This window comes from Streptomyces sp. NPDC005799, assembly GCF_040630525.1.
GTDB lineage: Bacteria > Actinomycetota > Actinomycetes > Streptomycetales > Streptomycetaceae > Streptomyces > Streptomyces griseorubiginosus_B.
On sequence record NZ_JBEXXQ010000004.1, the window covers coordinates 258,313 to 280,457 of the forward strand.

Annotated in this window: 21 protein-coding genes; 8 read left to right on the plus strand and 13 right to left on the minus strand. The window is 70.7% G+C overall.

Annotated features, from left to right (window positions below; all coding sequences use genetic code 11):
- Positions 1–87: 87 nt before the first annotated feature.
- Positions 88–1,128, minus strand: coding sequence for an NAD(P)-dependent alcohol dehydrogenase (locus ABZ453_RS06575; protein ID WP_359012156.1), 1,041 nt, complete (start codon positions 1,126–1,128; stop codon positions 88–90).
- 177 nt (positions 1,129–1,305) lie between these two features.
- On the opposite strand from ABZ453_RS06575, the gene ABZ453_RS06580 reads away from it, so the two are divergent.
- The gene (locus ABZ453_RS06580) at positions 1,306–2,223 is read left to right on the plus strand and encodes a helix-turn-helix transcriptional regulator (RefSeq protein ID WP_359012158.1); all 918 of its coding nucleotides are present in this window, start codon (positions 1,306–1,308) and stop codon (positions 2,221–2,223) included.
- On the opposite strand, the gene ABZ453_RS06585 is transcribed toward ABZ453_RS06580, so the two are convergent.
- The 6 genes from ABZ453_RS06585 to ABZ453_RS06610 all read right to left on the minus strand — a co-directional run bounded on the left by ABZ453_RS06585 (position 2,201) and on the right by ABZ453_RS06610 (position 10,793).
- Entirely contained in the window at positions 2,201–2,971 is a 771-nt protein-coding gene (locus tag ABZ453_RS06585; protein WP_359012160.1) for an antibiotic biosynthesis monooxygenase, read from the minus strand. The two genes, ABZ453_RS06580 and ABZ453_RS06585, sit on opposite strands and share 23 nt — an antisense overlap.
- Positions 2,972–3,075: 104 nt before the next feature.
- On the minus strand, positions 3,076–6,372 hold the full coding sequence (locus ABZ453_RS06590) for a S8 family peptidase (protein ID WP_359012162.1): 3,297 nt from the start codon (positions 6,370–6,372) through the stop codon (positions 3,076–3,078).
- A gap of 208 nt (positions 6,373–6,580) precedes the next feature.
- Positions 6,581–7,264 carry an ABC transporter ATP-binding protein gene (locus ABZ453_RS06595; RefSeq protein WP_133048930.1) on the minus strand — a complete coding sequence of 228 codons (684 nt, stop codon included), beginning with the start codon at positions 7,262–7,264 and terminating at the stop codon, positions 6,581–6,583.
- Positions 7,265–7,312: 48 nt separating this feature from the next.
- On the minus strand, positions 7,313–8,773 hold the full coding sequence (locus ABZ453_RS06600; protein WP_359012164.1) for an ABC transporter permease: 1,461 nt from the start codon (positions 8,771–8,773) through the stop codon (positions 7,313–7,315).
- 147 nt (positions 8,774–8,920) lie between these two features.
- Positions 8,921–10,189, minus strand: coding sequence for an Ig-like domain-containing protein (locus tag ABZ453_RS06605; RefSeq protein WP_359012166.1), 1,269 nt, complete (start codon positions 10,187–10,189; stop codon positions 8,921–8,923).
- 259 nt (positions 10,190–10,448) lie between these two features.
- The gene (locus ABZ453_RS06610) at positions 10,449–10,793 is read right to left on the minus strand and encodes a hypothetical protein (protein WP_359012168.1); all 345 of its coding nucleotides are present in this window, start codon (positions 10,791–10,793) and stop codon (positions 10,449–10,451) included.
- 109 nt (positions 10,794–10,902) lie between these two features.
- On the opposite strand from ABZ453_RS06610, the gene ABZ453_RS06615 reads away from it, so the two are divergent.
- Positions 10,903–11,235 (plus strand): LPXTG cell wall anchor domain-containing protein, encoded by a 333-nt coding sequence (locus ABZ453_RS06615; RefSeq protein WP_359012170.1) that lies wholly within the window; start codon positions 10,903–10,905, stop codon positions 11,233–11,235.
- An 80-nt stretch (positions 11,236–11,315) separates the two neighbouring features.
- Here ABZ453_RS06615 and hutH read toward each other — a convergent pair whose 3' ends face one another.
- The 3 genes from hutH to ABZ453_RS06630 all read right to left on the minus strand — a co-directional run bounded on the left by hutH (position 11,316) and on the right by ABZ453_RS06630 (position 14,981).
- Complete coding sequence (hutH, locus tag ABZ453_RS06620; protein WP_359012210.1) at positions 11,316–12,854, minus strand: histidine ammonia-lyase; 1,539 nt, start codon at positions 12,852–12,854, stop codon at positions 11,316–11,318.
- A gap of 64 nt (positions 12,855–12,918) precedes the next feature.
- The gene (locus tag ABZ453_RS06625; RefSeq protein WP_359012172.1) at positions 12,919–14,070 is read right to left on the minus strand and encodes a GGDEF domain-containing protein; all 1,152 of its coding nucleotides are present in this window, start codon (positions 14,068–14,070) and stop codon (positions 12,919–12,921) included.
- Between the two features lie 107 nt (positions 14,071–14,177).
- Positions 14,178–14,981, minus strand: a complete 804-nt coding sequence (locus ABZ453_RS06630; RefSeq protein ID WP_359012174.1) for an enoyl-CoA hydratase-related protein — start codon at positions 14,979–14,981, stop codon at positions 14,178–14,180.
- Positions 14,982–15,656: 675 nt separating this feature from the next.
- Between ABZ453_RS06630 and ABZ453_RS06635 the strand changes: the two genes are divergently transcribed.
- Positions 15,657–16,181, plus strand: coding sequence for a hypothetical protein (locus tag ABZ453_RS06635; protein WP_359012176.1), 525 nt, complete (start codon positions 15,657–15,659; stop codon positions 16,179–16,181).
- 47 nt (positions 16,182–16,228) lie between these two features.
- Here ABZ453_RS06635 and ABZ453_RS06640 read toward each other — a convergent pair whose 3' ends face one another.
- Together ABZ453_RS06640 and ABZ453_RS06645 are read right to left on the minus strand one after the other, a co-directional pair.
- Positions 16,229–17,353, minus strand: a complete 1,125-nt coding sequence (locus ABZ453_RS06640) for an adenylate/guanylate cyclase domain-containing protein (RefSeq protein ID WP_359012178.1) — start codon at positions 17,351–17,353, stop codon at positions 16,229–16,231.
- Positions 17,354–17,521: 168 nt separating this feature from the next.
- On the minus strand, positions 17,522–18,382 hold the full coding sequence (locus ABZ453_RS06645) for a biotin--[acetyl-CoA-carboxylase] ligase (protein ID WP_359012180.1): 861 nt from the start codon (positions 18,380–18,382) through the stop codon (positions 17,522–17,524).
- Between the two features lie 111 nt (positions 18,383–18,493).
- Between ABZ453_RS06645 and ABZ453_RS06650 the strand changes: the two genes are divergently transcribed.
- The 4 genes from ABZ453_RS06650 to ABZ453_RS06665 all read left to right on the plus strand — a co-directional run bounded on the left by ABZ453_RS06650 (position 18,494) and on the right by ABZ453_RS06665 (position 21,225).
- Positions 18,494–20,086 (plus strand): acyl-CoA carboxylase subunit beta, encoded by a 1,593-nt coding sequence (locus tag ABZ453_RS06650; RefSeq protein ID WP_359012183.1) that lies wholly within the window; start codon positions 18,494–18,496, stop codon positions 20,084–20,086.
- Positions 20,087–20,095: 9 nt separating this feature from the next.
- Positions 20,096–20,305 (plus strand): acyl-CoA carboxylase subunit epsilon, encoded by a 210-nt coding sequence (locus ABZ453_RS06655; RefSeq protein WP_359012185.1) that lies wholly within the window; start codon positions 20,096–20,098, stop codon positions 20,303–20,305.
- A gap of 138 nt (positions 20,306–20,443) precedes the next feature.
- Positions 20,444–20,572: a hypothetical protein gene (locus ABZ453_RS06660; RefSeq protein WP_133048920.1), complete on the plus strand. Its 129-nt coding sequence runs from the start codon at positions 20,444–20,446 to the stop codon at positions 20,570–20,572.
- A 32-nt stretch (positions 20,573–20,604) separates the two neighbouring features.
- Complete coding sequence (locus tag ABZ453_RS06665) at positions 20,605–21,225, plus strand: nucleoside triphosphate pyrophosphatase (protein WP_359012187.1); 621 nt, start codon at positions 20,605–20,607, stop codon at positions 21,223–21,225.
- On the opposite strand, the gene ABZ453_RS06670 is transcribed toward ABZ453_RS06665, so the two are convergent.
- A complete protein-coding gene (locus ABZ453_RS06670) occupies positions 21,194–21,688 on the minus strand; it encodes a hypothetical protein (RefSeq protein WP_359012189.1) in 495 nt (164 codons plus the stop codon). The genes ABZ453_RS06665 and ABZ453_RS06670 overlap by 32 nt on opposite strands.
- Positions 21,689–22,053: 365 nt before the next feature.
- Between ABZ453_RS06670 and ABZ453_RS06675 the strand changes: the two genes are divergently transcribed.
- The coding region (locus ABZ453_RS06675; protein ID WP_308427085.1) for a biotin carboxylase N-terminal domain-containing protein at positions 22,054–22,145 on the plus strand (92 nt) is incomplete at its 3' end.

A 22,145-nucleotide genomic window follows, 5' to 3' on the forward strand; every position in this document is an offset into this window, starting at 1 on the left:
CACCACCCCACCCACGCCACGCCTCTCAACTGCCGTTGCCGGGCGCCCCCGGCCGACAGGGGACGGGCACCGGGGGGCGGGACCGGGTCAGATCGTCGAGGTGTCGATCACGAAGCGGTAGCGGACGTCGCTGGAGAGCACCCGCTCGTACGCCTCGTTGATCTCGTCCGCTCGGATCAGCTCGATCTCGGCGCCGAAGCCGTGCTCGGCACAGAAGTCCAGCATCTCCTGGGTCTCCTGGATGCCGCCGATGCCGGAGCCGGCGAGGGTCTTGCGGCCGCCGATCACCGAGAACAGGTTGAGCTTGACGGGCTCCTCGGGCGCGCCGACGTTCACGAAGGCGCCGTCCGTCTTGAGCAGGGACAGGAAGGCGTCCAGGTTCAGCGGGGCCGAGACCGTGGAGAGGATCAGGTCGAAGGTGCCCTTGAGGTCCTTGAAGGTCTGCTCGTCGCTGGTCGCGTAGTAGTGGTCGGCGCCCAGCTTCAGCCCGTCGTCCTTCTTGCGCAGGGACTGCGAGAGCACCGTGACCTCGGCGCCCAGCGCGTGCGCGATCTTGACGCCCATGTGGCCGAGGCCGCCCATGCCGAGGATCGCGACCTTCTTGCCGGGACCGGCGTTCCAGTGGCGCAGGGGCGAGTAGGTGGTGATGCCGGCGCACAGCAGCGGGGCGGCGACGTCGAGGGAGAGGCCGTCGGGGATACGGACGACGTAGTTCTCGTCGACGACGATCTTCTCGGAGTAGCCGCCGTAGGTGGGCTCGCCGTCCTTGCCGATCGCGTTGTACGTGCCGACGCCGCCCTTGAGGCAGTACTGCTCCAGGCCGGCCTCGCAGTTCTCGCACTCGCGGCAGGAGTCGACCAGACAGCCGACGCCCACGCGGTCGCCGACCTGGTGCCGGGTGACGCCGGAGCCGACCGCGGAGACGACGCCCGCGATCTCGTGACCGGGAACCATCGGGAAGATGGCCTCGCCCCAGCCCTCACGGGCCTGGTGGATGTCGGAGTGGCAGATACCGGCGAATTTGATGTCGATCAGCACATCGAACTCACCGACCTCGCGGCGCTCGATGGTGGTGCGCTCCAGGGGAGCCTTCGCCGCGGGGGCGGCGTATGCGGCAACGGTGGTCATGCCGGGATTCTCCTAAGCGGGGTTCGCGCCCGGCTGCCTTCTGTCGTTCCGTCCGGGCACGGTGATCAGCATGCCCCGGCGCGGCGGATCCACCCAGGCCACGCTTCTGCGTACGTCCGGTGTTCCTACCACTGGCGGGGTCAGGCTGCTGGGCGTACGACCGTGAATACTTGCCGTATGGACGAACAGCCCGAGGCCGTACAGGGGGCCGGCGGCGCCCTGGACCGGCGTGCCGAGCTCAGTGAATTCCTGCGCACCCGGCGGGCCCGGCTGAAGCCGGAGGACGTGGGGCTGCCGGACTTCGGCCGGCACCGGCGGGTGCCCGGGCTCAGGCGCGAGGAGCTGGCGCAGCTCGCCGGGGTCTCCGTGGCGTACTACACCCGGCTCGAGCAGGGCAACGGGCGAAACGTGTCGGCGGAGGTGCTGGACTCGATCGCGCGGGCGCTGCGGCTGAGCGACGCCGAGCACAACCACCTCACGCACCTGGCCAAGCCGAAGCAGCACAAGAAGAAGACCGCGGCCCGGACCGAACAGGTGCGGGGCGCGCTGCGGCAGCTGCTGGACACGATGGACGGGGTGCCGGCGTACATCTCGGGGCGGCGCGGGGACATCCTCGCCTGGAACCGGATGGCCGCGGCCGTCTTCGGCGACTGGGGGGAGCTGCCGGCGCAGCAGCGGAACTGGGCGCGGCTGGTGTTCCTGACGCCCGAGTACCGCGAACTGTTCGTGGAGTGGGAGCAGAAGGCGAGCGACATCGTCAGCTTCCTGCGCATGGAGGCGGGCCGCTACCCCGACGACCCGCGGCTGTCCGCGCTGGTGGGCGAACTCTCCGTCAAGAGCGAGGAGTTCCGGCGGCTGTGGGCCACGCACGACGTCCGGGAGAAGAGCTACGGCGTCAAACGGCTGCGGCATCCGCTGGTGGGCGATCTGACGCTCAACTACCAGTCCTTCCGCCTGGCCGACGACGACGGACAGGCGATGACGACCTACCACGCGGAACCGGGCTCCCCCTCCGCGGAGGCCCTGCGGCTGCTGGCCAGCTGGGGCGCGGACGCGACCCGCGCGGGGCGGGTCAGCCCCGATACGGCGGCATGACCCCCCATCCCCACCTGGGCACCGGCTGCTCCGCCGGAGGTTTGGCGTCCGGGCCGGAGAAGTACAGCGCCAGCCTCGTCCCCCACTCGATGTAGGCGAGGAACGCCGAGCGGAACTCCGCGTCGGTGGGCAGACCCGCGTCGTCCGCCGCGTCCTGGATGAGGTTGACCCAGCGGCGGCGCTGCGGCTCGGTGATGTTCTTGGCGAAGTGCTTGGCGACCATGTGGCCGTGGCCGCCCTGGGTGAGGGAGTAGGCGGGCGGGCCGCCGAAGACCTCGGCGAGCCACAGGGCGACGTGCTCGGCGTGGTCGGGGGCGAGGTCGGCGAAGAGCGGGGCCAGCAGATCGTCCTTGAGGACCCGGTCGTAGAACGCCGTCGTGAGGCGGGAGAAGGCCTCCGCGCCACCCGCCCAGTCGTACAACGACGGTACCGACGCGCCCCTCCCCCGGACCGTGGTCGGCTTGTAGTGGCGCATCTCCTCGATGTGGCCGACGTAGGGCTGGATCTCCGCCAGGAACTCCGGGAACAGCTCCGAGTCGCGGAAGCCTTCCATGTGGTCCTGTGTCGAGGTCCAGGTGATGCGCAGGACGTAGTGCTCGAAGTCCTCCTCACAGCGCGCCAGTTCGTAGTCGACGCACTGCGGTGCCTCGGCCAGCCGGCCGGCGGCGCGGGTGTAGGCGGCCAGGAACTCGGCCGAGCGGTCCTCCGGGATGCGGTACCGGATGTATTCGACGGTCTCGGTTGTCATGGGTTCACGGAAACACGGAAGCCCCGCCGGAGGCTGCACCTTCGGCGGGGCTTTCGCTGACGGCTCACTCGCCTCGCGAACGGCTCACTTGCCTCGCGAACGGCTCACTTGCCGTAGTACGCGTTGTAGATCGAGATCGTCGACTTGTTGTTCTTCTTGTCGGTGATCTTGGCGTGGAACGAGATGGCCTGTCCCTTCGCCGGGTTCTTCACGGTGATCTTGCCGTGGACCACCTTGACCTGCTTCCAGGTCTGGCCGTAGTCGTACGACACGTACACCGTCAGCGACTTGAGGTTGCTGCCCTTGGCCGCACCCTCGACGGTGACCGGGATGGAGACCGTCTTGCCGGCCGGCACCCGGTTGTCGAGGCCGGTGGTGGCGTTGAAGCGGACCGTGGACGCCGGCAGCGTGGCCGAGGTGCCGGCGGCCGGCTTCTTGGAGTGGAACGTCCAGCTGGCGTCGATGCGGGTGGAGGCCGCGGCGACATGGACGCTGCGCTTGACCGAGGTCGTCAGCCGGTACTCGGCGTCACCGGAGGGGACCTTGAACTCCTTCTCGCCGAACAGCGGGTCGTCGTTGGAGCCGACCTTGGTGCCGTTGCGGTAGAGGGTCGTGGTGACCCCGGTGAAGTCCGAGGAGCCCGCGTGGCCCGCGCCGTCGGAGAACAGCGGGATGTAGCCGTAGATGCTGTTGCCGTCGCGGAAGACGCCGTAGTACGTGTTCAGATGCGGGCCGAAGACCGCCGTGTTGAAGGTCTTCGTGTACTTCTGGCCCGCCTTGAAGGACTGCGCGTCACCCAGCGTGTAGTACGCCTCGGGGATCGGGAAGCCGTCCCGGTCGTGGCCCTTGTACTGCGTGAAGTCCCACGACCACTGGATCTTGTCGGACGTCGACAGGTACAGCGTGCGGGTGCCGGGCAGCTTCTGCTCGATGCCGTTGAAGATGACGAGGTCCTCCGGGAACTCGCCCAGCGCCATCAGCGCACCGGTCTTGCCGACGGCGCCCGAGCCGAGGTTGTTGCGCACCGTGGCGAGCTCGCTCGCCTTGAAGTGGCGGACCTTGTCGCCCTGGATCTTCTTGACGTTCGCGGTGGTCGCCACGTCGTACTCGGCGTCCGCGCCCTTGGTCCACTGGCCGTTCCAGGTCTGGTGCAGGCCCGTGACGTCGCCGCCCAGCGGCGCCATGCGCACGTCGGCGAAGGACTGCAGACCGAGACCGATGCCGATGCCCGCCGGGTCGTAGCTGTACCCGATCATGGCGAGCTGCGGCTTGGCCTGGGCGTCCGGCACGGTGATGTCGGCCGCCTTGGTCGTGCGGGCGTCGATGGTCACCGTGGTGTTCTTGGTGACGGACAGCTTCGGCTGGACCAGCCAGTCCACGCCGCCCTGGAAGTTCACCAGGTCCTTGGCGATCCAGGCGTCCAGGAGGTAGTTGCCCTTGGGCAGTCGCATCGTCACGGTGCCGGTGTCCGAGAGGGTCACCTGGTAGCCACGGCCCTCGGCCAGGCCCGAGTAGCCGAGCAGGGCCGTGTTGTAGTTGCCGGTCGGCTTGCCGTCCCGGTCGATGTGCTTGATCGTGACGTCGTACGACTCGACCTCACGCTGCACGGCCGCGGCCGTACGGACCGTCTGGCCGCCGCCCGTCGCCGTCACGTACGCGGAGTACGCGCCGTCGAGCGTGCCGCCGAGCTTGGTGTTGACGGTCAGGTCGACCGAGGCCTTGCCGCCCGCGGGGACGGTCACCTTGGTCGCGGCCAGCTTGAAGAAGCCGGCCGGAGCGGCCTGGCCCTTGGGGTTGGTCGCGGTGGCCGCCAGGTTCAGCGTGACGTCCTTGGTGCCGAGGTTGCGGTACGTCACCTGCTTGGTGACCGGCGTGTCATCGGTGTGCGGCCACTGCTGCACCCCGAAGCTCACCGACACCGGGTCGGCGATCACGGTCTGCTGGATGGCCTTGTCGACGGCGATACGGCCCGAACCCTGCTGGAACGGCGTGTACTTGCCGCCCTTCGCGGAGCCCGTCAGGGCGCCCTTGAGCTCGGAGAACTTCCAGTCGGGGTGCTCCTGCTTCAGGATCGCCGCCGCGCCCGCGACGTGCGGGGTCGCCATCGACGTACCCGAGATGGTCAGGTAGCCGGGCGGGTTCTCGCCGACCTCCTGGTCGATGACGCTGCCCGGGGCCGCGGCGGCCGTGATGTCCACGCCGGGGGCGGTGACGTCGGGCTTGATGGTGCCGTCGACGGTCGGGCCGGTGGAGGAGAAGTCGGCGAGCCTGTCCTTGTCGTCGACCGCGCCGACGGTGAGGGCGTCCTCGGCGCTGCCGGGCGAACCGATCGACTCCGGGCCGTCGTTGCCCGCGGCGATCGCGAAGAGGATCCCCTTCTCCTCGGACAGCTTGTTGACCTCGGCCTCGAGCGGGTCGATACCGGGGGTGTCCTGGCCGCCCAGGCTCAGGTTGACGATGTCGGCGCCCTGCTCGGCCGCCCACTCCATGCCGGCGAGGATGCCCGAGTCGTCACCGGAGCCGGTGTCGTCCAGGACCTTGCCGTTGAGGATCTTGGCGCCGGGCGCCACGCCCTTGTACTTGCCGTGGGACTTGGCGCCGGTGCCCGCGGCGATGGACGCGACATGCGTGCCGTGGCCGAAGTGGTCGTTCGCGTCGGCCGCGGTGGAGAAGTTCTTGGAAGCGATCACCTGGGTCTTGAGGTCCGGGTGGTTCGCGTCGACACCGGTGTCCAGGACCGCGATCTTGACGCCCTTGCCGGTGTAGCCCTTGGCCCAGGCGGTGGGTGCGCCGATCTGCGGAACGGACTTGTCGAGGCTGGCCTTGCGGGTGCCGTCGAGCCAGACGTGCGCGATGCCGGAGGCCGTACGGTCGCCGTTGGTGACGGCGTCCCACAGCTCGGGCGTCTCCTTGACCGGGGTCTGGACGGCGTCCGCGTTGAGGGCCTTCAGGGTCCGGCGCAGGGTGCCCGCGTCACGGACGTCGGCCTTGGCGGCCGTCGCCGCGCCCTGGTAGCCGACGATGACCTTCAGGCCCTTGGCCTGGGACTTGCGGGTGGCGGACTTGTTGAGCTCGGTGATGTCGAACAGCCGCTGGTCGAGCTTGCCGCCGGCGACCAGCCGGGCCGCGTCCGCCGGGACGACGAGCGTGTGCCCGTCGGCCTTGCGGAACTGCACGGGTATGTGTTCGCGTCCCTTGGCCCGCTCCAGGCCGACGACGCGGCCCTTGGCGTCGACGACGACCCGGTCGCCGGTGATCAGGGTGATGCGGTGCTGGGACGCGAGTGAGGACTTCGAGGCCGCGCTCGGGTGCTCGGCCTTGGCCTGCGCCGGGCTGGTCATACCCGCCGCGAGGGCCACGGCGGCCGCCGTCGCCACGGTGGCCGCGCATGCTCTCTTCACTTGTCTGCGCAAGTCTCCCCCTGGAGATGAAGTACCGGGCGAATTCCCCGTTCACCCGGCCGGGGGAACTACCGCACACATGCACGGACCCCCCGGGATACGCAGTATGCCGGGGGGTGATCAGCTACCTCAAGAGATGAGAGAAGGGTGAGACAAGCGCCCGTCGACTGTTACACGCCTGCGGGAAAGCCGTTACCGTTCCGTCGGGTCAGGCGCCCGCGTTCTCCTTGACCGTGATCTTTCCCTTGCGGATCGTCGCCAGCCGCGGGGCCTTCCTGGCGATCGCGGAGTCGTGGGTGACCATGATGAACGTCAACCCCAGCTCCTTCCACATCCGTTCGAGCACGTCCATGATCTCGTCGCGCATCGACTCGTCGAGGTTTCCGGTGGGTTCGTCGGCGAGCAGCACCTTCGGCTGCTTGACGAGCGCGCGGGCGATGGCGACGCGCTGCTGCTGGCCGCCGGACATCTCCGAGGGCAGATGGGCGAGACGCTCACCGAGACCGACCGAACTCAGCGCCTCGGCGGCCCGCTCGCGCCGGTCCTTCACCTTGACGCCGAGAGGGACGAGAGCGGTTTCCACGTTCTCCTGCGCGGTGAGCGTCGGGATGAGGTTGAAGCTCTGGAAGACGAAGCCGATGTTCTCGCTGCGGACCTTGGTCAGCCGCGCCTCGGAGAGCTTGGCCAAGTCGGTCCCGTCCAGGACGACTTCGCCCTCGGTGGGCCGGTCGAGGCCGCCGAGCATCTGCAGCAGCGTGGACTTGCCGCCGCCGGTGGGGCCCTGGATGACGAGACGGTCGCCGTCGCCGATGGTGAGGTCGACGCCGTCCAGGGCGTGGATGGTCTCCTTGCCCCGGGTGTAGCGCTTGGTGACGCTTCTGAGTTCGTACATGGGGTTGGCTCCTGGGTGGGGTTGGTGGTGGTACGGGTCCTGGGCCGGCTATTCGACGCGGCGCAGCGCGTCCGCCGGCCGCAGCCGGGACGCCCGCCAGCCGCCGAACGCGCCCGCGATCAGGCCGCCCGCCACCGCCAGGGCCACCGCGATGGCCACCGTCGTGACACTCACCGGTGCCGTCAGGGCGACGTCGAGGGTCCTGGCCGCCGCACGCCCCGGACCGCCGAAGCCGCCACCGCCACCGGGACCGCCGCCGAAGCCGCCGCCCCCGCCCCCGCCACCGCCCAACTGGGCCTGCAGAGTGGGGCTGATGGCCGTCACGACGTATGCGCCGGCGAGTCCGAGGGCGATACCGAGCGCACCGCCCAGCAGCCCGTTGACCATGGCCTCACCGACGACCTGCCGGGTCACCCGGCCCGACTTCCAGCCCAGCGCCTTCAGCGTGCCGAACTCACGCACCCGCCGGGAGACGGCGGAGGAGGTGAGCAGACCGGCGACGAGGAAGGCGGCCACCAGCACCGCGATGGACAGCCACTTGCCGACGTTGCTGGCGAGGCTCGACGCCGTGGACAGCGAGCCGGACACCGTGCTGGCCAGGTCGGAGGAGGTGGTGACCGTCGTACCGGAGACGTTCTTCTGGATCGTGGACTTGACGGCGGAGATCTCCTTGGAGTCGGTCGCCTTGACGTAGATGGTGGTGACCTTGTCCTTCTGGCCCGCCAGCGTCTGGGCCTCCTTCAGCGGCATGTAGAGGTTGGCCGCCGAGTCACCGCTGTCGGCCGTGGCGATACCGATGACCGTGAACTTGACGCTCTTGATCGTGACGGTCGAACCGACCTTGTACTTCTTCTCCTTGGCGTACGCCGAGTCGGCCACCAGCACCTTGGCGGAGCTCTCCGTCGTCTTGAAGGTGCGGCCGCTGGTGATCTTCGACGAGGTCAGCGGGCCGAGCCCGGTCCTGGTGACGTCGGTGCCGTAGACCGTGAAACTGTTGACGTCGAAGTCGGCGCCGCCGCCGCGCACCTCGCCCTGCGGCTGGCCGGTGCCGCCGCCCCGCTGGAAGCCCCCGCTGCCGCCGTTCTGCTGGAACTGGCCGCGGGTGAACTGGCCGCTGATCTTCACCACGTTGAGGCTGAGCCCGCCGACGGCCGTCGACACGCCCTTCTGGCCCGCGACCTTGGTGACGGTGGAGGAGGCGAGGGTCGTGAAGCCCTGCGGCAGGATCCGGTCGCTGCTCTGCGTGGACTTGTCGTCGTTGCCCTGCGCGTCGAACTGGAAGCGCGGCCGCTGCGAGGTGCTCGTGGTCGGCGTCGCCGCCTTGGTGACCGTCATGTCCGTACCCAGGCCGTAGAGCGACTGGAGGACCTTGTCCTGGGCCTTCCCCATGCCGGAGGACACGGAGTTGACCACGATGACCAGCGCGATGCCCAGCGCGAGACCGGAGGCGACGACGAGGGCCGCCTTTCTGCGGCGGCGCAGTTCGCGCCTCAGGTAGGTGAAGAACATGGCCGCACCGTAGGGACGGCGCGTGATGACTGGATAAGGCCGACATAAGAGCTGCATGAGAAGCCTGTGGCCCGCCCCGGAACGGCCTCGCAAACACCGATGCCGCCCCTGGGGGCGGCATCGGAACGCTGTGGACCGACAGTTGCGTCAGACGGCCGAGCCGGCCTTCCACTGGGCCCAGCTCAGGTTCCAGCCGTTGAGGCCGTTGTCCGGCTGGACGATCTTGTCACCGGTGTTGGAGACGACCACGACGTCACCGACGATCGAGTGCGTGTACATCCAGTAGGCGGGCGTGGTGGTGTCGTTGGCGCCCTTGGTGTCCGACAGGCCCACGCAGCCGTGGCTGGTGTTGACGCTGCCGAAGATGGACTTCGCGCCCCAGTAGTTGCCGTGCAGGAAGGTGCCGGAGTTGGTGAGCCGGATGGCGTGCGGCACGTCCTTGATGTCGTACTCGGCCTTGCCGTCGTTGTCGGTGAAGCCGACGGTCGTGCCGTTCATCCGGGTCTGCTTGTACTTCTCGGACATCACCATGATGCCGTTGTACGTGGTGTGCTCCGGCGAACCGGCCGAGATCGGGATGGTCTTGACGACCTTGCCGTCCTGCGTGACCTTCATCTGCTTGGTCTTCGCGTCGACGTAGGAGACCTGGTTGCGGCCGATGTGGAAGGTGACCGTCTTCTGCTGCACGCCGTAGACGCCGTTGGCACCCTGGACGCCGTCCAGCGCGAGCTTCAGCGTGACGGTGGAGTTCTCCTTCCAGTACTGCTCCGGGCGGAAGTCGATGCGGTTGGCGCCGAACCAGTGCCCGACGACCTCCTGGCCGCTGCTGGAGGTGACCGTGATGCCCTTCTGGACCGCGGCCTTGTTGGTTATCGACTTGTCGAAGTTGATCGACACCGGCATGCCCACGCCGACGGTGGTCCCGTTGTCCGGCGTGAAGGTGCCTATGAAGCTGTTGGCCGGGGAGACCGTGGTGAACGAGGCGTTCTCGTGCGCGACCCGCCCGTCGGAGTCCTTGGCCACCGCGGCGACCTTGTAGGTGGTCGAGCGCTCCAGTTGGGTGTTCGGCTTCCAGCTGGTCTTGTCCGCGGAGAGCGTGCCGGCGACGGCGGTGCCGTTCTCGGTCGTCATGCTCACATTGGTGAGCGTGCCCTTGCTGACGGTGACGGCCGCGGAGTTGTTGATGGACGCGTTGTCGGTGCCGTCCTTGGGCGTGATCTTGATGTCGGCCTCGGACGCCTTCTTGGCCGCCGCCTCGTCGGCCTTCGCCTGCGAGGTGTCGTCGTTCCCGCTGCCGGAGGCCTTGTCGCCACCGCCGCCGGAACAGGCCGAGAGCACCAGAACCCCACCGAGCAGGGCGGACGCGACCGTCAGGCCCCTGCGCCGCCTACTGTTCGTCATCACACGCTTCTCCATCAGTCGCCGTATCCCCTAAAAACCCCGAGGGTTCCCGTTTTTCGAACCTCGGCGTTCACGAACCTCAGCCCGTGACGAACGTCAGCCGTCAACGAACTTCAACGCTACGACCGGTTTCTCCCGTTCCACATTCCTCTGATGTGTGGGGCACACCACGTCCGCCGGGGCGGAGGGTGCGGATGACGGCCTGCGCGTCCCCTGAGACGACGAAACCCCGGACGGCGGTTGCCGGCCGGGGTCACCGATGTCCCCGGGCCGCTCAGCCGACGGCGTCCTCCTCGTCGTCCTCCTGGACATCATCGTCGTCCAGGTCCCAGTCCGGCGAATCCGGGTCGTAGTCGATGGGCTCGCTCGACCAGGAGGCCTGCGCGAGTTCCACCCCGGGCACCTCTTTCACCAGGTCGAACGGGTCGACGAGGTACGCGAGGGCCTCGGCAGTGTCTTCCGTCACAGCGCCCTCGGCGTGCGCCCGTTCGTCGTCGGGCATGTCCGGCTCGTCGGCGATCCGGCGCAGAGCCGCCTTGGTCACGGCGTCGGCGTCCTCCACCTCAAGGACGAGCTCCACCCGAAGGCGGACAAAACGTGATGTCTCTTCAGTGCTCATGGCGGGAGCGTACGATGCTTGGCTCCCGTGACTTTCCCGTGACCCGCGCCTTTCACTAACATCGCCCCACACGGCCAATTAGCCAGCACCACAAGGGGATCGATATTCCGTGTCATCCGCTCGCCGATCGTTGCTGACCGCCACCGCCGCGGGGACCCTCCTGGGTGCCCTGTGGTTCGTCCCGTCCGCCAACGCGACACAGGACACCCCGGCGAGAACGCAGCCCTCGGCGACCGCGACGACGCAGGCCAGGGTCACTTCGGCGCAGACCTCCGAGACGTCCGCGGACTCCGCGAACTCCGGGTCGGCGCAGGAGAACACCGAGCTCGCCGACACCGGAAGCATCGACACGACCCCGTACGTCGTCGGCGGAACGCTCTTCCTCACGCTCGGTGCGGGCTTCGTCGTCTACTCGGTACGCCGTGAACGCCTCGGCTTCTGACCTCATCCGACATCTGACGTCAGACCTCATCCGACATCCGACGAGGGGCCCCGCGTCCGCGCGGGGCCCCTTCGGCACGCCTACAGCAGTGGCCCGGTGACCGTCTCGACGGCGGCCACCAGCTTCCCCTCCCGCACGAACGCGTCGGCAGCCGCCAGGTCGGGTGCCAGGAACCGGTCCGGCCCCGGACCGGCGACACCGGCGGCCCGTACGGCCTCGATGACGGCCCGCGAGGCGGGCGCGGGGGTCAGTCCCTCGCGCAGCTCGACGGCGCGCGTGGCGGCGTACAGCTCGATGGCGACCACGCGCGCGAGGTTGTCGACGGCGGTGCGCAGCTTGCGCGCGGCCGACCAGCCCATGGAGACGTGGTCCTCCTGCATGGCGGAGGAGGGGATGGAGTCCGCCGACGCCGGTACGGCCAGCCGCTTCATCTCGCTCACCAGCGCGGCCTGCGTGTACTGGGCGATCATGAGCCCGGAGTCCACCCCCGCGTCGTCGGCGAGGAAGGGCGGCAGCCCGTGGCTGCGGTTCTTGTCGAGCAGCCGGTCGGTGCGGCGCTCGGCGATGGACGCCAGGTCGGCGGCGGCGATGGCGAGGAAGTCGAGGACGTAGGCCACGGGCGCGCCGTGGAAGTTGCCGTTGGACTCCACCCGCCCGTCGGGCAGCACGACCGGGTTGTCCACGGCCGACGCCAGCTCGCGCTCGGCCACCAGACGGGCGTGCGCGACGGTGTCCCGGCCGGCGCCGGCGACCTGCGGGGCGCAGCGCACCGAGTAGGCGTCCTGGACGCGCGGGGCGTCGTCCTGGTGGTGCCCGGTGAGCTCGGAGCCCTTCAGCACCGCGAGCATGTTGGCGGCGGAGGCGCCCTGGCCCGGGTGCGGGCGGATGGCGTGCAGCTCGGGCGCGAGCACCCTGTCGGTGCCGAGCAGCGCCTCGAGGCTCAGCGCGGCGGTGACGTCGGCCGACTTGTAGAGGGTGTCGAGGTCGGCGAGGGCCATGACCAGCATGCCGAGCATGCCGTCGGTGCCGTTGAGCAGCGCGAGGCCCTCCTTCTCGCGCAGTTCGACGGGCGCGATCCCGTGCTCGGCGAGCAGTTCGCCGGCGGGCCGCACGGACCCGTCCGGCCCCTCGGCCTCCCCCTCGCCCATGAGCGTGAGGGCGCAGTGGGACAGCGGGGCCAGGTCGCCGGAGCAGCCGAGGGAGCCGTACTCGTGGACGACGGGGGTGATGCCCGCGTTGAGCACGTCGGCCATGGTCTGCGCGACCTCGGGCCTGACGCCCGTGTGTCCCGAGCAGACGGTCTTCAGCCGCAGGAACATCAGGGCCCGTACGACCTCCCGCTCCACCCTCGGGCCCAGTCCGGCGGCGTGCGAGCGGACGATGTTGCGCTGCAGCTGGGCCCGGAGCTCCTGGCTGATGTGCCGGGTCGCGAGGGCGCCGAAGCCGGTGCTGACGCCGTAGACCGGCTCGGGCTTGGCCGCCAGCGCGTCCACGATCGCGCGGGCCGCGGCGAGCGCCGCGACCGCCTCCCCGGAAAGCTCGACACGAGCGCCGCCGCGCGCCACGGCGAGAACGTCGGACGCGGTCACCCCGGACGTCCCCACCACCACAGTGTGCATATCCATATTCAGGAGCGTACGCAGTGAAGACGGAGATGTCACTAGCGGGGAGAGGTTACGACCCTTACACCCGGCGCCCCCGGAAACGCCGCCGCTCCACGGCCCCCTCCCCCGTCGGCGCCGCGTCTGCCAGCCGTACCACGGGGTCGTCGGGGCCCTCCCGGCCGGCGATCACGGGCTTCGACGCCCGCTCGGCCTTGGCCTTGTACTGGGCCGCGTCCGCGAGCCGGAAGAGACGGCGGGCCGAGCGGACCGGACCGATGGGGTCCTCCGTGGTCGCCACCCCGCAGGCCACCCCCTCACCGAGCTCCAGCTCCGCCGCCCGGCGGCACAGCTCGTCGGCCGCCTTCACCACCTCGTCGGCGGACGGCCCGACCGCGAGCAGACAGAACTCGTCCCCGCCGAGCCGGGCGGCGAGCGCCCCCGGCAGCATCGCGCCGCACAGCGAGAGCACGGAGCCGAAACGTTCGAGGAGCCGGTCGCCGACGGCGTGTCCGCGGGTGTCGTTGACCCGCTTGAGGCCGTTGAGGTCGCAGACGACGAGGCTGACCACCGTGCCGTCCACCCGATGCCGCTCGACGGCCTCCTCCAGCCGCACGTCGACGGCGCGGCGGTTGGCGAGGCCGGTGAGCGCGTCGGTGTAGGCCAGCCGTCTCGCCTCCTCCAGCCGCTCCGCCTGGGCGATCCCGGCGGCGACGACGGCGGCCAGCACGGTGGCGAAGTCGGCGTCGGCCCGCTCGAAGACGGGCACGCCGAGACGCCGGGCGACATACAGCTCGCCCCACGCCCGTCCGTTCAGCACGATCGGCGCGACCACACAGCAGCCCCGGCCGCGGCGGCGCAGCGCGGCGACGCGCTGATGGACGTAACCGGGCCGGCGCCCCGCGGCGGGACCCTCGGCCGTCTCCACCCAGGCGTTGGGCTCCCCGCCGCCCGCCCACCGCTCGTGCAGGAACTCGGTGATCTCGGGAAACTGGTGGACGGGATAGGACTCGTCGTCCGGGAACTCGTCCTCCCCCGCGGCCCGCTCCCCCACGTTGACGAGGACCCGCAGCCGCCCCAGCTCCCGCTCCCACACCGACAGCGCGGCGAAACTCCCGCCCAGCGCACGGCACGCGCCGACGGCCGCGGCCCGCCACGCCTCGCGCGAGCCGTGGGCCGCCGCCATCCCCTGAGCCAACGCGACAACGGCCGCAAGCCGCTTGTCCTCACCCATCACACCAGGTTAGGGAGGTTTGTGGGGTTTCGTTCGATTGATGCGGCGGTGGGGTGACCGGGTGACGGCGCCGGGGTGAGGTCGCCGAGCGGCCCTACGGAACCCGGTCACTCACCCGGCCACTGGGGCTTGCGCTTCTCGTTGAACGCCGCCACTCCCTCCGCCCGGTCGCCGGAGAACGCCACCGACCGCCAGGCAGCGTCCTCGACCTCCAGCCCGGCCCGCAGATCCAGCCCGTGCCCGAGCCGCAGGGCGCGCTTGGCCGCCCTGAGCCCCACGGGCGAGTTCGCGGCGATGCGGGACGCGAGGGCCAGCGCCTCCTCCGTGTCCCGCCCCTCCTCCACCAGCTGGTCCACGAGCCCCAGCTCCCGCGCCTCCACCGCTTCCAGGCGCCGCGCCGTGAAGATCAGCTCGGCGGCCCGCCCGGCCCCGACCCGCCTCGGCAGCAGCTGCGTACCGCCGCCGCCCGGGATGACCCCCACGGAGACCTCCGGCAGCCCCACCACGGCCGTACGGTCCGCCACGATCAGGTCGCAGGACAGGGCGAGCTCGAACCCGCCGCCCAGCGCGAAGCCGTGCACGGCGGCGACGGTCGGCACGGGCAGTTCCAGTACGCCGGTGTAGGCGCCGCGTGCGACGGGCCGCTGCCGGACCAGATCGGCGTCGCTGAGGGAGTTCCGCTCCTTCAGGTCGGCGCCGACGCAGAAGGCACGCTCGTGCGTGGAGGTCACCACCACGACCCGTACGCCCCGGTCGGCGCCCAGCGCGGCACAGGCCTCGGCGACGGACCGGGCCATCGCGGTGGAGACGGCGTTCATGGCCTTGGGCCGGTCGAGGGCGAGCTCCGCGACATGCCCGCCGTCGCCGTGCCGCCGTACCAGCACGAACTCCCCGAACCGCTCCTCGCTCATGACACCCTCCGGTTAACGCGGGTTAACAACGCCTCGCCCGATCATCGCAGCCGGGTGCGCGGTGAGGGAAGGCCGGTTCCCGGGGCCGGGGCCGACAACCCGTTCGAGTGACATCCCGACCAACTCCCCACCCACCCCCCACAGCAGCGCATAACGTGCGTCCGCCACGGCGCACCGGGGGCGCGACGCATCGGGGAGGACGCGATGAGGGAGCCGGAAACGACGGATCCAGTACGACACGGGGAACGGCCAGGACGGACGGGCACGGCACCGCGCAACGAACCACCGGGGCCGGCAACGACCGGGAAGACGCCGGGACCGACCGAGGAAACGACGGGAGCGGGCCGGGCGAAGGCGGCCCGGAGCGGCGGGACGGCGCGGGCGGCGCGGGCGGCGCAGCGGGAAAGGCCGCGGAGCGGCGGAAGGGCCGGGGCGTCGGCGGCAAGGGAACCTCGCACAACGCCCCCCGCCCAGGCGCCGCGCCGTGCCGAGCCGTCCTCCGTTCACTCCTCACAGGCCACTGCCGGCAGTACTGCGTCCGCCGGACTGCGAGGGCCCGCCCGGCCAGGGGGACTCGCCCGAGCGGCCACCCCGGACATCGAACCCGCCTCCGCCCGCATCCCTCTCCTCGGATCCCGGATCCGGGGGCGGCACCGGCGGCCGCGGCCGCGCAAGGTGCTGTTCGCCGTCGGGGGGCTCGCGTTGGCGGCCGGGGCGTTGAGTCTGGTGCGGCTCACTCCCGAGGCCGGAGTCGGCGGGAGCGGGACCGCGGAGGCCGAGCCTCGGCTGGACCCGGGCAGTGGGGCGGAGCAGGCCACCAACGCCGTCGCCACCGTCGCCGCCGCACCCACCGCCGCCCCCTCGGCCAGCTCCGTGATGGGCGGGGTGAGCGCCACACCGTCGGCCACCTCGACGTCCGTGCCCGTGCCGACCGGCCCCTCATCGCGACCGGCGTACGCCGCCCCCGCCGTAACCTCCGACAGCACCACGATCCCCGAGGCGCCGAACACCCCGGCGCCGGACACCACCGCGCCCCAGGCACCCCGCGGCCCCGAGACGACACCGGCCGCCGCCGCCCCGCGGCCGACACCCACCGCCGGTCGCGGCACGGCCCCGTCGGCCACCCCGCCGCCGGGCAAGCCGGGCCTGTGCGTGCCGCTCGTCGGGCTGTGCGTCGGCGGGTCGGGGCAGCACGGCTGACGGCCCTGAAGAGACAGTCGGCCGCGGGTGCCCCCAAGCGCCGTCGGCTATACCGCGCCGCCCCTGCGGGTGAGCAGCCACGGCTCCACCACGCCCAGGCCACGCACCGGCCGCTGCCACATCGGCTGGAGGGCGAAGCGGTAGACCGGGGGCTCCTCCCCCTCCTTCTCCGCCTTCGCCGCCGCCTCGGCGGCCTCCGCCTCGGAGGCGGGCGCCTCCCCGGTGCGGATCAGTTCCTCCGCGAAGGCGCTGTCGACGAGGACGGCGTCCCGGGGAGCTATCGAGGTGAGCCGGGAGGCGAGGTTCACGGTCGTTCCGAAGACATCGCCCATTCGGGTGGTCACCGTGCCGAAGGCGATGCCCACCCGCAGCTCCGGCATCGTCTCGTCGTTCGCCATGGTCTCGATGAGGCGCAGCGCGATCTCGGCGGCCACGCCCGCGTCGTCGGCGGCGTACAGGACCTCGTCGCCCAGCGTCTTGATCAGCCGACCGCCGTGCGCGGCGACCAGGTCCGCGGCCGTCGTCTCGAAGGCCTCGACCAGCTCGCCGAGCTCCTCCTCCTCCATCCGGCGGGTCAGACGCGTGAAGCCCACCAGGTCGGCGAACCCGACGGCGAGGCGCCGGTCGACCATCTCCTCGTCGTCGGCGGCCTGCACGACCCGCCCGGCGGAGGCCGCGAGCTGGCGGCGCCAGACGTAGACCAGGAACTCCTCCAGCTCGGGCAGGAGCAGCTCGACGATCGGGTACGTCACCTCGGTCCGGGTCATCCCCGGCTCCGGGGGCTCCGTCAGGCCCTCCAGGAAGGAGTCGATCTGCCACTCGGCGAGACGGGCCGTGGTCTGGCCGGTGGAGCGGGCCACCTGGACCGCCATGGCCTCGCTGAGCAGGCCCGCCTCGACGAGACCGGACAGCCGGCGCAGCGCCAGGACGTCGGCCTCCGTCAGCGCCTTGGCCTGGCCGATGTCGGCGAAGCCCATCGCCCGCCAGAAGCGGGTCGCCAACTCGACCGAGACGCCGGCGCTACGGGCCGCCTGGAAGGGCGTGTAGCGCCGCTCGGCACCCAGGATCAGGTGTTCGAGACGCAGGGCGAGCGGGTCCTCGCCGGGGTCGGCGGCGTGGGGGTCCACCCGGCCGTCCGCGTCCGAACCGGAGCCCGTGTCGTCGACGGTCACGCCTGCTGCCCTTCCGATCTGCCACGGTCAGGTATCGACCGGCCTTCACTCTACGGCAGCTGTGCGCTACCTCACTCCCGTGGAGCCGACGCTACGTCACCCGTACCGCCGCGGGGACCCGCGCCGGTGCGGGCCTCGTCCTCACAACGCCGCACGCGCCGTCTTTTCTCACGCCGGCCGCAGATGCACGATGTCTCCCGCTCCCACCGGCTCCTGGACGCCGTCCGCCGTGGCGATCACGAGCCGTCCGTCGCCGTCGACGGCCACCGCCTCCCCGGTGACCGACCGGTCCCCGGGCAGTTCGGCCCGTACCGTCCGGCCGAGCGTCGCGCAGCCCGCCGCGTACGTCTCCTGCAGACCGCTCACCGCGGGGTCGCCGCCGGCCTCCCGCCAGCGCCCGTACCACTCCTCCAGGGCGCGCAGCGCGGCCCGCAGCAGCGGATCCCGGTCGGTGCTCACCGCTCCGGCCAGCGCCAGCGACCCCGCGGCGGGGACGGGCAGCTCGCTCTCCCGCAGGGTGACGTTGACGCCGACGCCGATGACCACGCCGTCGTTCCCGGCGCGCTCGGCCAGGATGCCGCCGGCCTTGCGTTCCTCACCGGCGATGGAGACGAGCAGGTCGTTGGGCCATTTGAGTGTGGTGTCGACGCCCGCGGCCCGCGCCAGCCCGGTCGCCACCGCCACGCCGGTCAGCAGCGGCAGCCAGCCCCAGCGGGCCACCGGCACCTCGGCCGGGTTCAGCAGCACGGAGAAGAACAGGCCCGAGCGGGCGGGTGCCGTCCACTCGCGGTCCAGGCGGCCCCGCCCGGCGGTCTGCTCCTCGGCGACCAGGATCGAGCCCTCGGCCGCCTTGCCGGCCGCCGCCAGGGCGACCAGGTCGGAGTTGGTGGAGCCGGTGGCGCGCACCACCTCCAGTTCCCGCCACAGCCCGCCCTCCCGCACGAGCCCGCGGCGCAGCGCCACGGCATTGAGGGGAGGCCGTTCCAGATCGGACCAGCGGCTGTCGTCTGATGCATCTCGCGGCGTCATGCAAGCCACCCTAGGTGTGTGAAACGCCGCACTGCTGATTCGTAGGGCCACCACTACTCTACGGATGAGTAACCGTCCCCCCTTTTGAGCAGGCAGGGAGCCGCGATCCCGATGTCCGAGCCGGAAGCGATCGACATTCACACCACTGCGGGCAAGCTCGCGGATCTCCAGCGTCGTATTGACGAGGCGACGCATGCCGGCTCCGCGCGCGCCGTCGAGAAGCAGCACGCCAAGGGCAAGTTGACGGCCCGTGAGCGCATCGAGCTGCTGCTCGACGAGGGCTCCTTCGTCGAGTTGGACGAGTTCGCCCGGCACCGCTCCACCAACTTCGGCCTGGAGAACAACCGCCCCTACGGCGACGGCGTCGTCACCGGCTACGGCACGGTCGACGGCCGCCCCGTGGCCGTGTTCTCCCAGGACTTCACCGTCTTCGGCGGCGCGCTGGGCGAGGTGTACGGGCAGAAGATCGTCAAGGTGATGGACTTCGCGCTGAAGACCGGCTGCCCGGTCATCGGCATCAACGACTCCGGCGGCGCCCGTATCCAGGAGGGCGTGGCGTCCCTGGGCGCGTACGGCGAGATCTTCCGCCGCAACACCCACGCCTCCGGCGTCATCCCGCAGATCTCCCTGGTCGTCGGCCCCTGCGCGGGCGGTGCGGTGTACTCCCCCGCGATCACCGACTTCACCGTCATGGTCGACCAGACCTCGCACATGTTCATCACCGGCCCGGACGTCATCAAGACCGTCACCGGCGAGGACGTCGGCTTCGAGGAGCTGGGCGGCGCCCGCACCCACAACTCCGTCTCCGGCGTGGCCCACCACATGGCCGGCGACGAGAAGGACGCCGTCGAGTACATCAAGCAGTTGCTGTCGTACCTGCCGTCCAACAACCTCTCCGAGGCGCCGGTCTACCCGGAGGAGGCGGACCTCGCGGTCACCGCCGAGGACCTCGAGCTGGACACCCTGGTGCCGGACAGCGCGAACCAGCCGTACGACATGCACACGGTGATCGAACACGTCCTCGACGACGCCGAGTTCTTCGAGACCCAGCCGCTGTACGCGCCGAACATCCTCACCGGCTACGGCCGCGTCGAGGGCCACCCCGTCGGGATCGTCGCCAACCAGCCGATGCAGTTCGCCGGGTGCCTCGACATCAAGGCGAGCGAGAAGGCGGCCCGCTTCGTGCGCACCTGCGACGCCTTCAACATCCCCGTCCTCACCTTCGTCGACGTCCCCGGCTTCCTGCCCGGCGTCGACCAGGAGCACGACGGCATCATCCGCCGCGGCGCCAAGCTGATCTACGCCTACGCCGAGGCCACGGTCCCGCTGATCACCGTCATCACCCGCAAGGCCTTCGGCGGCGCCTACGACGTCATGGGCTCCAAGCACCTCGGCGCCGACCTCAACCTCGCCTGGCCGACCGCCCAGATCGCCGTCATGGGCGCCCAGGGCGCGGTCAACATCCTGCACCGCCGCACCATCGCCGAGGCCGAGGCGAGCGGCGACCTCGACGCGACCCGCGCCCGGCTGATCCAGGAGTACGAGGACGCCCTCCTCAACCCCTACGTCGCGGCCGAGCGCGGTTACGTCGACTCGGTGATCATGCCGTCCGACACCCGCCGCCACGTCGTCCGCGGCCTGCGCCAGCTGCGCACCAAGCGCGAGTCCCTGCCCCCGAAGAAGCACGGCAACATCCCCCTCTAAGGAGACGCTGTGAACATCAAGGTCGTACGGGGCAACCCCACCCCGGAGGAACTGGCGGCGGCCCTGACGGTGGTCAGGGCCCGAGCGGCGGCGGCCTCCGCCGCGCCGGAGAACCCGGCCAAGGACAGGGACACCTGGTCCGACCCGTCCCGCGTCGCGGCCCAGCGCCTGCCCCAGCCGGGGCCCACGGCATGGGCGCGAACCTACTGGCCGGGGTAAGCGGAAGACGTTTTTTGGGGGCGCGGGGCCGTATCGACATGCGGCTCCGCCGCGTGGGCGCACGGTAGGACAGCGCCGGGCTCAACTTGAGTACGTGTACTCAGGCGCCGTAGCCCGGCCAAGCCGCACGCTGGTGGCATGCTGTGGTCCGACCCCGAGAACGAGCCGCCCGAGGAACTGCGCGAAACGCAGGACATGTTGCGGCGGCTCGGCGTTCTCATGGCGCTGGCCATGGTCCTGGCGATGATCGTGATCGGCCTGAGGTGAGTCCGGCGGCGGCACCTGACTAACCTGACCGCATGACTGCACAGCGCCGCAGGCGTCTCGTCCTCGCCTCCCAGTCCCCGGCCCGACTGAATCTGCTCCGCCAGGCGGGCCTGGACCCCGAGGTCATCGTGAGCGGCGTGGACGAGGATGCCGTGAGCGCGCCCACCCCCGCGGACCTGGCGCTCGCCCTCGCCGAGGCCAAGGCCTCCGTCGTCGCCGCCCGGCCGGAGGTCCAGGGTGCCCTGGTGATCGGCTGCGACTCCGTGCTGGAACTGGACGGCCAGGCGCTGGGCAAGCCGGCGGACCCCGAGGAGGCCACCGCCCGCTGGAAGGCGATGCGCGGCCGGGCCGGGACGCTCCAGACCGGCCACTGCGTCTGGGACACCACCAGCAAGCGGTACGTGTCGGGCACGGCCTCCACGCTCGTCCGTTTCGGTGACCCCAGCGACGAGGAGATCGCCGCCTACGTCGCCACCGGCGAACCCCTCCACGTGGCCGGGGCGTTCACCCTGGACGGCCGCAGCGCGCCGTTCATCGAGGGCATCGACGGCGACCACGGCAACGTGATCGGCCTCAGCCTTCCCCTGCTGCGCAAGCTGCTCGCCCACCTGGGCGTCGGCATCACGGAGTTGTGGGCGCCGGCGGAGAAGTGACCGGCGAGCCCTCGTCGTCCTCGGGCCCCGGCACGTCCGCGGGCGGCGTGTCGGCGGGCTCGGCGGGCTGCACAGGTGCCTCGTAGGTCATCAGCAGCAGCACGATGAGGGCCAGCACCACGACCATGAACACGAACGCGGGCCAGCCCACCAGCCCCCACACGAGGGCCGCCAGGAGGGCGTGCACGACCGCCGCGCTGATCAGCAGGACGCGGCCGAAGCCGGCCGCGGGGCGGTTGCGTATCGCCACCAGGAGCGCGACCAGGCCGCACAGGGCGTAGTAGAGGCCGAAGACGATCCCGCCGATCTTCGAGGACAGCGACATCGTGTCCGGGTCGAGGCCGGCCAGGGACATGTCCTGACGGTCGACGACGATCCCGAGGAACCAGTTCAGCGCGGCGACCCCGAGCGCCTCGACGAAGAGGACGACCGCCACGACCCATGCCACCGGCCTGCGCACCACCGGTCCCCACCCACTCTCGAGCCAAGTTCGGGTTACTCCAAGTACGTTTCGATCCATCGCGAACGCTACTAACGGGTAAACCCCGGGACAAGGGTTGTGTCGACCGCAAAGAATCATTGGGCCATTCGTAGGGACTCCACAAAGAAACAGAGTGGCCCGCAGCACGCTCTCACAGAGACCTTGGCCACATGGGAGAGCTAGGGTTGCCGGGAGGAGTCCTGCGTACCTGGGTACGACAAGGGATTTCGCGGGTCGAGCGAGCCTCGAATCACGCTCCGTGTGGGCAAGCTCACCATTGGGGACGGGTCGAAGTGCCTCGTCGGCAGTCCCTAAACTCGGCTTGTTTCAAGGAGGGAGCCTCAATCGTGCGCAAGGTGCTCATCGCCAACCGTGGCGAAATCGCTGTCCGCGTGGCCCGGGCCTGTCGGGACGCAGGCATCGCGAGCGTGGCCGTCTA

Bases quoted from the DNA above. Each gene is read 5' to 3' on its own strand.
- ABZ453_RS06595 (WP_133048930.1), bottom strand. From the start codon at position 7,264: ATGTACGAACTCAGAAGCGTCACCAAGCGCTACACCCGGGGCAAGGAG.
- ABZ453_RS06575 (WP_359012156.1), bottom strand. From the start codon at position 1,128: ATGACCACCGTTGCCGCATACGCCGCCCCCGCGGCGAAGGCTCCCCTG.
- ABZ453_RS06605 (WP_359012166.1), bottom strand. From the start codon at position 10,189: ATGGAGAAGCGTGTGATGACGAACAGTAGGCGGCGCAGGGGCCTGACG.
- ABZ453_RS06650 (WP_359012183.1), top strand. From the start codon at position 18,494: ATGTCCGAGCCGGAAGCGATCGACATTCACACCACTGCGGGCAAGCTC.
- ABZ453_RS06585 (WP_359012160.1), bottom strand. From the start codon at position 2,971: ATGACAACCGAGACCGTCGAATACATCCGGTACCGCATCCCGGAGGAC.
- ABZ453_RS06630 (WP_359012174.1), bottom strand. From the start codon at position 14,981: ATGAGCGAGGAGCGGTTCGGGGAGTTCGTGCTGGTACGGCGGCACGGC.
- ABZ453_RS06660 (WP_133048920.1), top strand. From the start codon at position 20,444: ATGCTGTGGTCCGACCCCGAGAACGAGCCGCCCGAGGAACTGCGCGAA.
- ABZ453_RS06645 (WP_359012180.1), bottom strand. From the start codon at position 18,382: ATGACGCCGCGAGATGCATCAGACGACAGCCGCTGGTCCGATCTGGAA.
- ABZ453_RS06600 (WP_359012164.1), bottom strand. From the start codon at position 8,773: ATGTTCTTCACCTACCTGAGGCGCGAACTGCGCCGCCGCAGAAAGGCG.
- ABZ453_RS06625 (WP_359012172.1), bottom strand. From the start codon at position 14,070: ATGGGTGAGGACAAGCGGCTTGCGGCCGTTGTCGCGTTGGCTCAGGGG.
- ABZ453_RS06610 (WP_359012168.1), bottom strand. From the start codon at position 10,793: ATGAGCACTGAAGAGACATCACGTTTTGTCCGCCTTCGGGTGGAGCTC.
- hutH (WP_359012210.1), bottom strand. From the start codon at position 12,854: ATGCACACTGTGGTGGTGGGGACGTCCGGGGTGACCGCGTCCGACGTT.
- ABZ453_RS06580 (WP_359012158.1), top strand. From the start codon at position 1,306: ATGGACGAACAGCCCGAGGCCGTACAGGGGGCCGGCGGCGCCCTGGAC.
- ABZ453_RS06665 (WP_359012187.1), top strand. From the start codon at position 20,605: ATGACTGCACAGCGCCGCAGGCGTCTCGTCCTCGCCTCCCAGTCCCCG.